Here is a 14,751-nt window from a genome sequence, read left to right as displayed (position 1 = left end):
TTTCGATGAGCTCCGATGCTGTCTGCGTTCCGCCTCACTGTCACCCTCATTCTGCTGGGACTCGCAGCCCCCCCCGATGCGGCCGCCTGGAACTTCAAGGGCCACCAGACCATCGGCGAGCTGGCCGAGCAACAGCTCTCGGCGCCTGCCTTGGCTGCCGTGCGTGAGCTGCTCAAGAACGAACCCTCGAACTCGCTGGCGGCCGTCTCGACCTGGCCCGACGAGGTCCGCAGCGAAGAGGCTTGGCGCCACACCGCGCGCTGGCATTTCGTGAACTTCCCCGAAGGCGACTGCCGCTACCGGCCCCGCCGCGACTGCGCCGACGGCCAGTGCATCGTCGCCGCGCTCGAAGCCCAGCGCGCCGTGCTGAGGAATGCCTCCAGCCCGCGCGGGCAGCGCAGCGAGGCGCTGAAATTCGTGACCCACCTCGTCGGCGACATCCACCAGCCTCTGCACGCCGGCTACGGCTTCGACCGCGGCGGCAATGACACCCAGATCCGCTTCAATCGCATGGGCTCGAATCTGCACGCGCTGTGGGACGGAATGCTGGTCGACACCCTGGAGCTGGACCGTCCTGCTCTGGTGCAGCGCCTGAGCCGCGAAACCCTGCCCGAGGACGGCGGCGTCGGCCGCGGCGCCGCCGCGCGCTGGGCCGAGCAGTCCTGCGCGCTGATCGAATCCGCCCGGATCTATCCCGAGAAGCGCTTCATCGACCGCAGCTACGTCGAGCGCAGCCGGCCGGTGGCGGAAGCGCAGATGCGCCTCGCCGCCGCCCGGCTGGCTGCCGTGCTGGAAGCCGACCTGGGGCGTTGAATCACAGGCGAGCCCCACTCGTCGGGCCCTTCCTGCCGACACAGCCGACGCGAGACAGCGCGTCCAGCCGCAATTGCTAGACTCGCGCCGCCCCGTTCCGTGGGCGTCGCGCGAATGCTCCGGTCGCCATGAACCTGCGCCGCTCACTGGCCCTGCACGGCTTCGAAAGCAACACCGACTACGGCTTCGCGCTGGACTGCATGTTCGCCGCGAAGATCGATCACGTGCGCTGTCTGCATGTGGACGGCAGCGCGGGTCGGCGCAAAACCGCCTTCGCCAACGCGCTGGGGGCGGCGCTCGAGTATCCGCACGTGCTCTACCACGACTTCAGCCAGGCCGAGCCGGCGCCCGTGCTGCTGCCGGTGCAGCTGGAGGACGGCAGCCTGGCACCCCCTGAAGCACCCCTGCGCGCCTTCGAGCGCTGCATCACCGAGGCCTGTGCGTTTTCCGAAAGCGAGCGCAGCCTGCTGATATTCGACCAGCTGCAGGCCGCCCCCTTCGCCGAACAGCTGAAGCTCACCGACTTCCTGCGCAGCGGCGAATGGACCAGCGCCGCCGGCAGCGTGCTGGCCCATCGTGGGCGTCTGCTGGTGGCGCTGATCAGCGACGGGCCGCTGTACCACTCGCTGGCGCGGCTGTCCTACCGGGTCTGGACCGACGCCGAACGCGCCCACCTCGACTACCGGCCTGAAGACCACGGCCTCGGCCCGGAGGCCCTGTCGCTGTTCGCGGCGCTGTCCGCGCTGTTCGATCAACTGTGCATCAGCCCCACGCCCGGCGAATTCGAGCGCCTGCTGGCCGACCTGCTGCAGCGCGTGTTCGGCCTCGACGCCCTGCGCCAAGCCCTGTTCGGCCACGTCGAAGGCCTGGAGCGCGAGCGCCTGCATGCCGAACCGATCACACCCGCATTGCAGACGGTGCAGGAAGCACTGGACGCCTGGCGCGGGGTGGATCACATCGAGCTTTGAGGCGACAGCGCCGCCTGCGTTCGCTGACGCTCAGCCCTTCGGCTGCAGCATCGTCCCCGTGCACTCGGCCACGCCGCAGCGGCAGGCCCACTGCTTCTTGAGCTTGGCGGTGTGCGGCACTGACAGCCGGATGCCGTAGTTGTAGGTCAGCTCTTCGCCCACTTTGATGTCGCGCAGGCTTTCGATGAAGACACGATCGCGCTGCGGATCGCCCTTGGGGTCTTCCTCCAGCACGGCCTGGCAATTGGGCGCGCAGCTGTGGTTGATCCAGCGGGCGACGTTGCCGTCGACATTGGCGTCGATCAGGTAGTCGTCGTTCAAGGTGAACAGGAAGGTGTGGCCGGTGTCGAGGCTGTCGCCGTAGAGCGCGTCGGCGTCCTCGTGCGTGCGGCGCAGGCCCTTGTACTCGATCAGGCGGGTGCCGGCCGGAAGGTCGGCGGCGGCGAACACGCCGTTGCCGTGGATGCGCGAGCGGCGCTGTTGAATGCGGCGGCTCATGTGCCCTCGGCCTGCGAGGCCTCGCCTTCCACACCACCGGGTCGACCCGCACTGAACTTCAGCTCGGCGCCGTCCGCGGTACGCAGGTACAACCCCTCCTCACGGAGCTCGAAGCTCTGGGCCGCCCCCAAGGTCTGCAGGAAGGTCTGCTCGGCGGTGTTCAGCGCCTCCGAGGCACAGGCGCGCTTGCTGGCGACCACCGCCTCAAGCTTGATGCTGCTGCCCTCGCCGCGCTGCAGCGGCACGCTGAAGCGGTTGCAGCCGCCGTAGCCGACGATGCGCGCGTCCTGCACCTCGATGAAGATGCCCGCTTCGGCGGCGGCACTCATCAAGGTGTCGTCCGAGGCTTCGACCAGGGCCCAGGACTTGCCGGGCTCCAGCACCTGCGCCACGGCGGGCGCCGCAGCTGCCACGACATCCGCGGCAGGCGCTGCGGGCGCGGGAGCCTCGGCAGTCGAGGGCGACGGCGTTTCGGAAAAGCCACAGGCCGCCAGCGCGACCAGCAGCGGAGCAAGCAACACAGCACGCAGACTGTTCACGACTTTCACTTTCCTTTGCTGAGCGCGCCCCAGACGGCGAGCACGATGATGGCGCCGATCACCGACATGATGAAGCCGGCCGCCTGACCGGGTTGGTACAGGCCCAGCGTCTGGCCGATGAAACTGCCGACAAAGGCGCCGGCGATGCCGAGCACCGTGGTCAGGATGAGGCCCAGCTTCTGCGGGCCGGGTTTCAGGAAGCGTGCCACCAGCCCGATCACGAACCCGATCAGCAGCGTCCACAGAATGCTCATGACTCACCTCGCCTGCATGTGGATGGATGGCCCCGGAGCGCGAGCGCAGCCGGGGCCTGAGGGCTCGATCAGCAGCAGCCGTGGTTGCCGAAGCGGGTGTCGCCCGAAGCCACGCCGACCTGGGTGGTCTCGCCGCGGGCGCTGGCCTCGTAGTGCTCGGCGATCACATGCGCCACCGCCGCAGTGACGCGCTTGCCGGTGGGGATGTGCAGGAATTCGTTCGGACCGTGCGCATTCGAGTGCGGGCCCAGCACGCCGGTGATCATGAACTGCGCGCCGGGGAACTTCTCGCCGAGCATGCCCATGAAGGGAATGGTTCCACCCTCGCCCATGTACATGGCCGGCTTGCCGAAGGCCGCCTGCGAGGCGTGCTCGATGGCGTGGTTCAGCCAGTGCGACTGGCTGGGCGCGTTCCAACCGGTGCTGCTCTTCTCCAGCTCGAACTCGACCTTGGCACCGTAGGGCGGGTTGTCGAGAAGCAGCTTGCGCAGGGCCTTGCCGGCCTTGTCGCCATCCAGCGTCGGCGGCAGACGCAGGGACAGCTTCACCGCCGTATGCGGACGCAGCACGTTGCCGGCATTCGACAGGGGCGGCATGCCTTCGACGCCGGTGACCGACAGCGCCGGACGCCAGGTGCGGTTCAACACCAGCTCGTGCAGCTCGCTGTGCATCGGCGACATGCCGGGCAGGAAGGGGAACTTGGCCCAGATCTCGCGATCGAGCACGCCAGCGGCGCGCTTGGCCTGCTCGATGCGCTCGGCCGGGATCTCGACGAAGAGTTCCTCGGCGCGGATGCGGCCGCTGACTTCATCCTCGAGCCGAGACAGCAGCTGACGCAGGATGCGGAAACTTGACGGCACCACGCCCGAGGCATCGCCCGAGTGCACGCCTTCCTCCAGCACGCTGACCTTCAGATTGCCGCCAGCCAGGCCGCGCAGCGAGGTGGTACACCACAGTTGCTCGTAGTTGCCGCAACCGGAGTCCAGGCAGACCACCAGCGAGGGCTTGCCGATGCGCTGGGCCAGATGATCGACGTAGTGCGGCAGGTCGTAGCTGCCGGACTCCTCGCAGGCCTCGATGAGGATCACGCAGCGCGCGTGCGGCCGGCCCTGCTGCTGCAGGGCCATGATCGCGGCCAGCGAGCCGAACAGGGCGTAGCCATCGTCGGCGCCGCCGCGGCCGAACAGCTTGTCGCCTTTGATCACCGGCTTCCAGGGGCCGAGGTCGTCGGCCCAGCCGGTCATTTCCGGCTGCTTGTCGAGGTGGCCGTAGAGCAGCACGGTGTCGGGGTTGCCGGCATCGCTGCCCGCGATCTCGATGAAGATCAGCGGCGTGCGGCCGGGCAGGCGCACGACCTCGATCCGCATGCCTTTGACCGGCTGTCGACGTGCCCAAGCCTCCATCAACTTGACCGCGTCCTCCATGTAGCCGTGCTGGACCCAGTCGGCGTCGAACATCGGCGACTTGTTGGGGATGCGGATGTACTCGACGAGCTGGCCGACGATCTCGTCGTCCCAGAGTCCGTTGACGAAGCGCTCGACCTGCTGCGAATCCATGGTGGTTCCTCGAATCGAAAAGCGTGGCGCGGGCCGTGCCCAGGGCCGGTCGCGTGGCCGCCAGTTTAGCCGCAGTGGGCGTGGCCGGCCGAGCGGGGTAGGAAAACTCCGACCCTTCGCGCGCGTGATGTCGCAGTCGCAAGGGCGCCCTGCGCCGATGCCACCGAGGCCGCCGGATGCGGAGACTGTTTCCACCGGCCGCTGCGCCGGGCCGCCCCGGGGCTTGGCCGGGGATTCCACGACATCTGACCCCATGAGGATGAAGCCATGAATCGTCTGTCCAGCCTGTTCGCCGCCCTGTTCCTGTCCCTGCTGATGGCCACCACGGCCTTCGCCGCCGACAAGGTCAACATCAACACCGCCGACGCCGCCACCCTCGCCGCCAGCCTGACCGGCGTCGGCCCGGCCAAGGCCGAGGCCATCGTCGCCTACCGCACCGAGAACGGCCCGTTCCGCAGCGCCGACCAGCTGGCGGAAGTGCGCGGCATTGGCCTCGCAACCGTCGAGAAGAACCGCGACAAGATCATCGTCAGCGCCGCCCCGGCGGCGCCGGCCCCCGCGCGCTGAAGGCCCCGCGACCCGGCGTGGATGCCGGCAGCGCAAATCGCCGGTCGGACACAGGGAGGTGTCTGTCCGGGGGAGCCCGCCGCGTAGGCACGCGCGGCGGACACTTCCAAGGGAAGGAGAGAGGCCCCGGCTCGCCGGGGCCTTTCGTTTTCGTGGGATCGAAGGGCCCAGGCACGCTCGCTACACTGCTGCGCCATGCCGCCGCTCGCCGCCAAGCCATGCCCCTGATCGCCCTGCCCGCACACCGCTACGAACGCCAGGCCTGGCGCAATGGTGGCGGCAGCACGCGCGAGGTCTGGCGCGAGGGCGAGGCGCCGGACTGGCGGTTTTCCCTCGCGCGGATCGAGGCCGATGGACCGTTCTCGAGCTTCCCGGGGTATCGGCGCGAGCTGATGCTCCAGCGCGGCGGTGGCCTGCGCCTGCATACCGATGGCTTGGCGTCGGCGCCTCTGCAATCGCCTTATGCGCTCTGCCGCTTCGAGGGGGCTGCCGACACTCGCGCCGAATGCATCGACGGCCCCTGCGAGGTCATCAACCTGATGTTCCGCCCCGAAGCCGTTGAGGCCAGGCTGCTGGCCCGCCCGCTGCTGGGCAGCATGCTGTTCTTCCCGCGCGCCGGCGAACGCTGGCTGCTGCACCTGGCCGGCGGCCAGGCGCGCGTGCGCGAGGCTTCGCTCAGCATCGACCTCGCCCAAGGCGACAGCGCCCTCCTGTTCGGCGAGCGCGGTCGCGTGCTGCTCGAAGGCGGCGGCGAGCTGGTGCTGGTGCAGGTGCGCAGCAGCGACGCGCACTCAGCAGGTTGACGCCGACGACGCGCCGCGCGCTCAGCGCGCGGCCTACTGAAGCTCGAAGCCGTCGGTGAACAGGTCGACGGGCAGCTGCTGCGCGCGACAGCTGGGGCCACCACCTTCCAGCAGGATGTCATCCACATACCAGCCGTCGCGCTGCACGCTGGTATCACTGGTGAGGCGGAAACGGACCTGCGCCTGCGCCGCGCCCTCCAGCTGGGGCACCGGAATGTCCAGACTCCGCCACGCGGGGTCGCCACTGCAGCTGTAGACCGTCGTCCATTCGGCGGCGGCCGACGCACGCACCTGGATCGTGCCGAAGTCGTAGCCGGACTCTGTGTCGCAGAAGCTGCGCAGGCGAAGGTGCAGACCGGTGTAGCCCTGCAGGTTCACCGCTGGCGACAGCAGCTGGGTGTCCAGATTGTTGGCGTAGACGCCTGTCGCGCTGTCGTGCCAGGCGCGGCTGCCGCCCGAAGGCGAGCTTTCGACGATGCTCCACAGCGGCGTACCGCCGCTGGGTCGCGTCGCCGTCCAGCCCTGCGCGCCCTGCTCGGCGTCCATGGACAGCAGAGGGCAGTAGGAATAGAGCCTCAGATCCCGCGTGTTCAGCGCGGAGGGCTGCAGGCTCAGACCCTCAATGCGCAGGGGCTCATAGCCGGACGCATCCACCTCGATCACGCTGGCCTCTGCGGGCACGCGGCGCGCGTACTGGCCCGCGGCGTCGGCGATGACCGCGAGGCCACCGATGCGCACCGTGGCGCCTGCCACCGCGGCACCATCCACGATCCGGGTGACACGCCCGGCCAGCTGGGCCACCTGGTCCGCGGCGCGCACATCCAGGAAGGCGGCAGCGACAGGCCCGCGGGCACCGCTGGCATCCTCGCCCTGCACGTACACGAGCTGCCGACCCGCACTGGTGGTGGGCAGCCCGGCGCCAACCACTTCGACGGTGGCATCGAAGCCGCCGTCGCTTGCCTGCAAGGCCAGCGCTTGCGCGCCGGCCTGCCAGGGCGGCACGCCGAGGTAGGCGCGGGCGGCGGTGATCGCCTGCACCGGCACGCTGCCGCCGGTCGTGCTGCTGCGGCTGTCGTCGATCACCGCGCTCAATTGCACCGTCTCGCCCACCACGGGCAAATCGGGCTCGACCCGCAGCTCGCGCGCCTCGGGGCCGAAGGGCAGCCGGTAGGGCTCGCGCACAACCTTGGCGGCATACATCAGGGCCTGCAGGTTGTCCGGCGCAATGCGGCTCTCGAAACTGGCGCAGTCCTGGAAGAACGCCGTACCCAACTCGAAGGTGTAGGCGGGTACGCCGAGCTCACCGTAGGCGAAATCGTCGGTCGTGCCATCGGTCGGGTACAGGCCCACCGACTGCTGCGGCGTGTAGCCATTGAACCAGGCGAAGCGCCGGCCCAAGGCCACCAGTGGAGCATCGTTCGGCGCCGGCTGGGTGGTCGATCCCCAGGGCCACAGCACCAGTTGGGAGTAGCTGTGGATATCGAGAAACAACCCTTGCGTGTCGTCGGGGGCGGCGGCGTTCGGGCCGTCGCCGCGGCGGTCGGGGAACAGGCCGCGCACGTGGCCGACGATAGCCTGGGTCTCGGGCTCGGAGGCGGGTGTGGGACCCCGGTAGGTGTCATTGCAGGGCGTCGGGCTGGAGCCGCCTGAAACGGTGCCCCACAGGTACGGAAAGTTGCGATTCAGATCAGCGCCACGCGAATTGCTGGTCGCCCCGCAATAGCCCTGATTGGTGTTCTTGCGCCACGAGAGCCCGGTTTCAGCGCGCTTGCGGCCGTCGGGATTGGACTGCACCAGCAGTTGCACCTCGTGATGGTCGAGCACCCAGGTGGCATCCGGGTCAGTGCCATAGCCGGCCAGCAGACGCTCGGCGAAGCGCAGACCAAGCTCGGCGGTCGTGTACTCGCGCGCATGCACGGCGGTCATCGCGAACAGGACAGGCTTGGGGCCGGGCATCTGCGCATTGCCGAGCTTCAGCACGCGCAGGCGTTCACCACCGCCGGCGACGCCGGCTTGGGCCTCCCAGCTGGGTCCGATGTCGACCACGCTGGCCAGCTGTGGATGCTCGGCGACCAGCGCATCAATGCGCGCATTGGTCTCGACCACGGACCGATAGCAGGCGTACCCATTGATGCCCTTGGCACGGAGGATCGCCTGCGACTCGTTCAGGGCCTCGCTGAGCACCGGATCGACCGAAACCTTGAGGCCCTTGGCCAGCAGCGGAATGCGCCCCCCTTGCGGCGCGTCGAAGATCACCAGGCCTTTTTCGCGATCGACGATGAGATGGCCGTGCTCCAGCGCCAGCGCGCGGATCACAGCCTCGTCCCGGGTTTCGACCCGCAGCACCTCCAGCCGAGTCGCATTGCCTTTGGAGGGGTCCGGTCCGGGCCCATGGGCACACGCCGGCGCGAAAGACGACAGTCCGACAACCGTCAGACAGGATGCAGCGAGCAGGTTCTGCTTCATGGCTCCCCCGAGCACAGAGTGTTCTTCATTGTGCCTTCACGCCCCGTCTCGCGTCTGCACCGTCGGGACAAGCCCCAAACGGTCTTGGGATACACTCGCCGGCGGTGCCCCCAGCGGGCGATGTTCCCAGCGCAATGTCCGAAGATCCGAGTAGTACCACCGGCTCGTCCAGCCGGTCCTGGTTTGGTCGTCTGACCCAGGCCCTGACGGGCGAGCCACGCAGCCGCGAGGACCTACTGGAGGAACTGCGCTCCGCGCAGGCCGCCGGACTCCTCACCGCCGACAGCTTGGCCATGATCGAGGGCGCGATCACGGTATCCGACCTGCAGGTGGGCGACGTTATGGTGCCGCGCGGGCAGATGGTGTCGATCGCCATCGACGCCAGCCCCGACGAGGTGCTGCACACCGTGGTCGAAAGCGGGCACTCGCGTTTTCCGGTACACGGTGAGGACAAGGACGAGATCCTCGGCATCCTGCTGGCGAAGGACCTGTTGCGCGGCTGCGCCAGCGGCCAGCCACCCGCCCTGCAGGCCCTGTTGCGTCCTGCCGTGCTGATTCCAGAATCCAAGCGCCTCAACGTGCTGCTGCGCGAGTTCCGGCAGTCGCGCAATCACATGGCCATCGTGGTCGACGAGTTCGGCGGCGTGGCGGGACTTGTCACCATCGAGGATCTGCTGGAGCAGATTGTCGGCGAGATCGATGACGAGCATGACGACGCGCCCACCGAAGACGAGCACGTGGAGCAGACCGGCCAGGGTCGCTACGAAATCGAAGCCCTGATGCCGATCGAGGAGTTCAACGAACGCTTTGGCGCCGAGCTCTCGGACGAGGAGTACGACACCATCGGCGGCCTGTTCACCGCGGCACTGGGGCATCTGCCCGAGGTCGGCGAGGAACTCGAACTCGGCGGCTTCCACCTGCGGGTACTCGAAGCCGACGGCCGCCGCCTGCACACGCTCGAACTGCGGATGGCCGATGCCGCTTGATGCCTCTTGCCGGCGCCTGCCGGCCGCGCGTCTGTCGATCGCACTCGCCGCACTGTTCGCCCTGCTGGGCCTGCTCGCGCCGCCCCTTCACGCAGGACCAGCGGTTGGCCTGGTGACCATGGAACCCGGTGAGGCCTATTGGGCCCGATTCGGCCATAACGCCCTGCTGGTCGACCACGGTGACGGCCGCGAGCCGATCTTCTACAACTTCGGCTATTTCGACTTCGCGCAGCCCGGCTTCCTGGCGCGCTTCCTGCGCGGCGACATGCGCTACCTCGCGGTGGCCCTGCCGATGTCCAGCGATCTCGGCAGCTATGCCGCCGAGGGCCGCGGCGCCCGCCTGCAGTGGCTGCGGCTGGAACCGGAACAAGCGGAGTTGCTGGTCGCCGCACTGGCCGAGCACGTTCGGCCCGAGAACGCCGAGTACCGCTACGACTACTTCGTCTCGAACTGCTCGACCAAGGTCCGCGACGCGCTGGACGCCGCCCTCGGCGGTGCGCTGAAGCGCCAGCTCGACGGCCGCTCCATGGGCATCACCTACCGCCACGAAGCACTGCGCCACGGCGCCGGCATCCCCTGGCTGCACCTCGGCATGCACCTCGGCCTCGGCCCCTATGCGGATCGGCCCCTGTCGATCTGGGAGCAGAGCTTCATCCCCTCGCGCCTCGCCGAAGCCCTGCGCGAGGTCCGCACGCCCGCCGGCGAGCCGCTGGTCATGGCGGAACGCGAGTTGCTGCCGCACCGCGGCCCGGTCACGCCCGCGGACCCACCGCGCTGGCTGTGGCTGGCGCTGGCGCTGGGTGTGGCCCTGGCCCTGCCGCTGGCCCGCGCCGCGCGCAGCCGGCACGGCGGAGCGCTGCTGTTCTCGGTGTGGGGCTTCACCGGCCTGATCGGCCTCGGCCTGCTGCTGCTGTGGCTCGGCACCGCGCACGAGTCGGCCTGGGCCAACCGCAACCTGCTGCTGTTCAATCCGCTCGCACTGCTGCTGCTGCCCTCCTGCCTGCGGCTGTGGCGCCAGCGCCGCAGCCCGCGGAACAGCCGCCTGCGCTTCGGCGCGCATGCGATCGCCATCCTCGGCGTGGCCGGGGTGGTGCTGGCCCAGGTGCAGGTCTACCCCCAGCAGCAGCTGGAGTGGATCGCCCTGCTGCTGCCCCTGCAGATTGCGCTCTCGCTGGCCTTGCTGCAGGCTCGCCGCGGCGCCTGATCCACAGCCGCGCGGGGCGATGCGCCCCCCTTTCCTCCGGAGACCCGACCATGACCGTGCTGCTCGCAGGCCTGCTGCTCTTTCTCGGCGTGCACAGCCTGCACGCGCTCGCGCCCACGCTGCGTTCAGGCCTGATCGAACGCCTCGGCGCTGGCGTCTACAAAGGTCTCTACAGCCTCATCTCTGTCGCCGGCTTCGCTCTGATCGTGTACGGCTACTCGCTCGCCCGGGCGGAGCCTGTGCTGATGTGGTCGCCGCCAGTGTGGATACGCCACCTGGTCGCGCTGTTCACCCTGCCCGCCTTCATCCTGCTGGTAGCGGCCTACGTCCCGGGCAACCATTTCAAGGCGAAGCTCGGCCACCCCATGCTGCTCGGCGTGAAGCTGTGGGCGGCCGGCCACCTGCTGGCGGTGGGCTGGTTGCACGGAATCGTGCTGCTGGCGGGCTTTCTGGCTTGGGCCGTGATCGCCTTCGCCGCGGCGCGACGGCGCGATCGCTCGGCGGGCGTCGTGCGGGTCCCGGGCAGCGTAGTGCGCAGCGCACTCTGCGTGATCGTGGGATCTCTGCTCTGGGGTGTGTTCGCCCTGCATCTGCACCTCAAGCTGATCGGCGTGGCGCCGTTTGCCTGAAGCGCTGGGATTGGGGAGCTAAGTGGCGCGCTGACGGACCACGGGTCCTTGCGCCGATGAACGCCCGAGCGCAGCGCGCGAGGGCCGGGACTCGGGACTCGGGACTCGGGACTCGGGACTCGGGATTCGATAGCGAACCAGCGAGTGCTGGCCCCGCGAGAACCGCTTCCGCAGGCGCTACATCGTGTGCGTCGGCTTGTCGCCGCCGGTGAGGCCGGCGAGGATGGTTTCGATCTTGCCGCGTACGGTCTCACCTTCGGCAGAATCATTGAACTGCACGCCAATTCCCGCCGCGCGGTTGCCCTGGGCACCAGCCGGGGTGATCCAGATCACCTTGCCAGCCACCGGCAGGCGCTCCTTGTCTTCCAGCAGGCTGAGCAGGATGAACACCTCGTCGCCCAGGCTGTAGCGCTTCGGGGTGGGCACGAACAGACCACCGCCCTTGATGAAGGGCATGTACGCCTGATACAGCGCCTGCTTCTCCTTGATCGCCAGCGACAGGATGCCCTGGCGCATCATTCCGGCAGCTTGCATGGGTTGAGTCTCGACAGCGGAGTGGCGCAACGTTAGCAGACCCCGAGCGCGGCCAGATAGACGCAGGCCGCGGAAGCCACCCGGACCCCGCCTTCACCCAAGACAGGCTGCCCATCCCTATTCTCGCCTTGCCCCATGCCGCTACCGAAGTCGCGCGAGTCCGGTCCTAGCCCATGACCACGTCCACCACGATTTCTGCGTCCGAAGAGTCTTCGTCGGGTTGCTGGAGCTTTGGCGCATGGCAGCTGTTCGAGGCCGATCAACGCCTGCGCGCGGGCGAGGCCGAACCTGTGGATCTCGACCGCAGCGCCTACGGTGTGCTGCGCTACCTCCTGCTGCACTCGGGTGAAGTCTGCACCACGGAGGAGTTGCTGAGCGCAGGCTGGCCCGAGCGCGTGGTAAGCACCAACAGCGTGGCCAAGTGCATCAGCCGCCTGCGACGCACCCTGGGCGATGCCCAAGCTGAACTCATTCGGCTGGTGCATGGCTACGGCTATCGGCTCACCGGCGAAGTGCGCTACCAGCCAGGCGGCGCCGGCAGTTCGCCCGGCGAGCTTCGGCTCGACCTGCAGCCGGGCGAGAGCGTCCCGCACCGGCCCGGCTGGAGGCTGCAGGCTCGGCTCGGGCGGGGTAGCTGCGGAGAGGTCTTCAGTGCCCTCGGCGAAGCTGGATTGGAGTCGCGTGCCTACAAGTTCGCGCTGGGTGAAGATGGACTTCGCGCCCTCAAGCGCGAGGTGGTCCTGCATCGTTTGCTGCAGGATGGGCCGAAGCCCCCGGACTGCGTGTTGCCTCTGCTCGACTGGAATCTGGAGGCCCCGCCCTTTTTCGTGGCCACGCCGTATATGTGGGCGGGCAACCTCGCCACCTGGGCCGAGCACGACAGCCGTCTGAACCGCAGCACCCGGACCGAGCGCCTCGAATGGTGCGCGCAGCTCTGCGAGGCCGTGGAGCTTCTGCACGCCACCGACATCGCGCATCGCGACCTGAAGCCCGAGAACATCTATCCGGTCGAAACGGCCGGGGGCGGGCGGCGCTTCCTGCTCGGCGATCTCGGAGCCGGCGCCGGTCTGCTGCCGCCGGGCATCGATGCCCTTGGCCTGCCAATCGGGCAGGCGACCCAGGTCGGACACGCCGACTCGCAGGACCCGGCCTCGCCCGGGCATCGCTATGTCGCACCGGAAGTTCTGGCCGGACACGCCGCCGGTCAGCGCGCCGATGTCTTTGCCCTGGGCGTACTCTGCGCCCAGCTGCTCGCTGGCGATCTGCGCATGAGCCTTGCGCCCGGCTGGGAAGAGCGCATCGGCGATCCCCTGCTCTGTGCCGATCTGGCGGAAGCCGCGCATATCGACCCCAAGCGTCGTCTGGGTTCAGCGGGCGAGCTGGCCGAGCGCCTGCGCAGCCTTGAGGCCCGACGCGAAGCAGCCGCTCAGCGTCAGCGCGAGGCCGAGGAGCTGACCCAATCGAAGGCACGCGTGCAGCGCCTGCGTCGCCGCTGGCGGGTCACCAGCGCCATCGCGGGTACCGCCGTGCTCGCGCTCTCGATCTCGGTGTGGATGGGTCTGCGCGCGGAGACAGCGCAGCGCGAAGCCGAGCGCAATGCCGAGCGCGCCGTGGCGCTTCGGCATTTCCTCAGTCGCGAATTGCTCAGCCAGGCAGACCCCTACTCTGTCGCCCAGAGCGACAACGGCAACCCGCGACTGGTCGAGGCGATGCAGCGGGCGGCCGAGCGGATCGACCAGGTGTTCGCGAATGACAACGAGGCCGCAGCCTACGTACACATGGCGATGTCGGGTGTGTTCGACAGCTGGACCGATTACCGGCGAGCGATGCAGCACTCGCGTCGCGCCATCGACCTGCTCGCGCCCGCGCAAACGACACGCCCCCTGGAACTCGCCGAGGCCGGTCTGCTGCTCTGCGCCCAAGGTCGAATGGCAGGCGACCTGTCGGCATCCCAGGTGGGCTGCGACAGCGCGCTCAAGGCCGAGTCGGAGGCGCTGGGGGCGGCCCGTCTCAAGACCCGGGTCGAGGCCGCCAAGCTGGAATTCGAACTCGGTCACTGCCAGCAGGCCATTGCCGAGCTCAGTGACGCGCTGGCTCGCGCAGGGCACGAGATCACCGAAGACTGGTACTCCGAGGCCCTGTGGTTCCGCGGCCTGTGCCACGCGCAGCTGGCCCACTTCACGGAAGCGCGCGCGGACTTCGAAGCCCTGCTGCAATGGCGCGAACGCGCGAACGATCTACCGCTGGACCGCGCCTGGACCCACTCGGACTATGCCGAGACCCTCACCATCGAAGGCGATTTCGAGGCGGCGCTCGAACATATCGAGAAGTCCGCACCGGTGTTCGAATCGATCTTTGGGCCCGAGCACCACTACAGCAAGTTCGGTGACTTCCTGCGCGCCCGCATCGCCTTCTGGTCAGGGGACGCCGCGAGCGCGGTGGCGCTGTTCGAGGGCGTGTATCAGGCCGAACTGAGGGACCTCGGCCGCGAGCACCTCTGGACCCTGCAAACCCTGGCGGAACTGCTATGGGCCAAGGCGGCCGCCGGACTCATCGACGAGGTCCAGCCGATCTTCATCGCCGAACGCGACCGCAGCCTGCAGGCCCTGGGTGATCGCCTGCAGCAGCGCAGCGCGCTCGCCGAGATCTGGGCACGCACCGCCCTGCTGCTGGGCGACCTCGACACCGCGGAAGCCGAGATCGAGCGCGCGCAGCAGGACACCCAAGCCAGCCTGCCCGCCACCCATCCGCGACATGCCTTGGTGCAGTGCCTGCGGGGCGAGCTGGCGCTGGCGCGGGGCGAGGTCCTTATCGCCCGGGAGCAGGCAGCGCGATGCGCCGAGAAGCTGAGCGGCCTGCCGGAGGACAACTATCGGCGGCGTTGGGCAGCCGATCTGCGCGCCCGTATCGAGGCCTGATACGGCGCCTGCCCAG

General features: G+C 68.8%; 14 protein-coding genes. 8 read left to right on the top strand and 6 right to left on the bottom strand.

Annotated features, from left to right (window positions below; genetic code table 11):
- The first annotated feature begins 15 nt into the window (after positions 1-15).
- Positions 16-813, top strand: a complete 798-nt coding sequence (locus tag BLP83_RS00475; protein WP_091237559.1) for a S1/P1 nuclease — start codon at positions 16-18, stop codon at positions 811-813.
- A 128-nt stretch (positions 814-941) separates the two neighbouring features.
- The gene (locus BLP83_RS00470; RefSeq protein ID WP_091237558.1) at positions 942-1,781 is read left to right on the top strand and encodes a hypothetical protein; all 840 of its coding nucleotides are present in this window, start codon (positions 942-944) and stop codon (positions 1,779-1,781) included.
- Positions 1,782-1,811: 30 nt separating this feature from the next.
- Here the strand turns inward: BLP83_RS00470 and BLP83_RS00465 are convergent, their stop codons facing one another.
- The 4 genes from BLP83_RS00465 to BLP83_RS00450 form a co-directional block, all read right to left on the bottom strand.
- Entirely contained in the window at positions 1,812-2,279 is a 468-nt protein-coding gene (locus tag BLP83_RS00465) for an SET domain-containing protein (protein ID WP_091237556.1), read from the bottom strand.
- The gene (locus tag BLP83_RS18525; protein ID WP_091237554.1) at positions 2,276-2,818 is read right to left on the bottom strand and encodes an META domain-containing protein; all 543 of its coding nucleotides are present in this window, start codon (positions 2,816-2,818) and stop codon (positions 2,276-2,278) included. Before BLP83_RS18525 ends, BLP83_RS00465 begins: the two co-directional genes overlap by 4 nt.
- Before the next feature lie 5 nt (positions 2,819-2,823).
- Positions 2,824-3,072, bottom strand: coding sequence for a GlsB/YeaQ/YmgE family stress response membrane protein (locus BLP83_RS00455; RefSeq protein WP_091237552.1), 249 nt, complete (start codon positions 3,070-3,072; stop codon positions 2,824-2,826).
- Between the two features lie 68 nt (positions 3,073-3,140).
- Positions 3,141-4,628: a M20 family metallopeptidase gene (locus tag BLP83_RS00450; protein WP_091237550.1), complete on the bottom strand. Its 1,488-nt coding sequence runs from the start codon at positions 4,626-4,628 to the stop codon at positions 3,141-3,143.
- A 267-nt stretch (positions 4,629-4,895) separates the two neighbouring features.
- On the opposite strand from BLP83_RS00450, the gene BLP83_RS00445 reads away from it, so the two are divergent.
- Both BLP83_RS00445 and BLP83_RS00440 read left to right on the top strand, forming a co-directional pair.
- Positions 4,896-5,195 (top strand): ComEA family DNA-binding protein, encoded by a 300-nt coding sequence (locus BLP83_RS00445; protein ID WP_091237548.1) that lies wholly within the window; start codon positions 4,896-4,898, stop codon positions 5,193-5,195.
- A 218-nt stretch (positions 5,196-5,413) separates the two neighbouring features.
- Positions 5,414-5,998, top strand: a complete 585-nt coding sequence (locus BLP83_RS00440) for a HutD/Ves family protein (protein WP_091237545.1) — start codon at positions 5,414-5,416, stop codon at positions 5,996-5,998.
- A gap of 33 nt (positions 5,999-6,031) precedes the next feature.
- Here BLP83_RS00440 and BLP83_RS00435 read toward each other — a convergent pair whose 3' ends face one another.
- A complete protein-coding gene (locus tag BLP83_RS00435) occupies positions 6,032-8,464 on the bottom strand; it encodes a M14 family zinc carboxypeptidase (protein ID WP_091237543.1) in 2,433 nt (810 codons plus the stop codon).
- Between the two features lie 134 nt (positions 8,465-8,598).
- Between BLP83_RS00435 and BLP83_RS00430 the strand changes: the two genes are divergently transcribed.
- Genes BLP83_RS00430 through BLP83_RS00420 form a run of 3 tightly spaced genes read left to right on the top strand, consistent with a single transcriptional unit; the run spans position 8,599 to position 11,283 of the window.
- Positions 8,599-9,450 carry a CorC family transporter gene (locus tag BLP83_RS00430; RefSeq protein ID WP_091237542.1) on the top strand — a complete coding sequence of 284 codons (852 nt, stop codon included), beginning with the start codon at positions 8,599-8,601 and terminating at the stop codon, positions 9,448-9,450.
- A complete protein-coding gene (locus BLP83_RS00425) occupies positions 9,440-10,654 on the top strand; it encodes a lipoprotein N-acyltransferase Lnb domain-containing protein (protein ID WP_091237540.1) in 1,215 nt (404 codons plus the stop codon). Before BLP83_RS00430 ends, BLP83_RS00425 begins: the two co-directional genes overlap by 11 nt.
- A gap of 50 nt (positions 10,655-10,704) precedes the next feature.
- The gene (locus BLP83_RS00420; protein ID WP_091237538.1) at positions 10,705-11,283 is read left to right on the top strand and encodes an NnrU family protein; all 579 of its coding nucleotides are present in this window, start codon (positions 10,705-10,707) and stop codon (positions 11,281-11,283) included.
- A gap of 177 nt (positions 11,284-11,460) precedes the next feature.
- On the opposite strand, the gene BLP83_RS00415 is transcribed toward BLP83_RS00420, so the two are convergent.
- Positions 11,461-11,817: a PilZ domain-containing protein gene (locus BLP83_RS00415; RefSeq protein ID WP_342670426.1), complete on the bottom strand. Its 357-nt coding sequence runs from the start codon at positions 11,815-11,817 to the stop codon at positions 11,461-11,463.
- Between the two features lie 173 nt (positions 11,818-11,990).
- Here BLP83_RS00415 and BLP83_RS00410 point away from each other — a divergent pair, with 173 nt between their 5' ends.
- A complete protein-coding gene (locus BLP83_RS00410) occupies positions 11,991-14,735 on the top strand; it encodes a protein kinase domain-containing protein (protein ID WP_091237535.1) in 2,745 nt (914 codons plus the stop codon).
- Positions 14,736-14,751 lie beyond the last annotated feature (16 nt).

It is taken from the genome of Aquimonas voraii (genome assembly GCF_900101825.1).
Classification (GTDB): domain Bacteria; phylum Pseudomonadota; class Gammaproteobacteria; order Xanthomonadales; family Xanthomonadaceae; genus Aquimonas; species Aquimonas voraii.
Note: the sequence above shows the minus strand (reverse complement) of the source record. Positions and strands in the feature narration are given on the sequence as shown.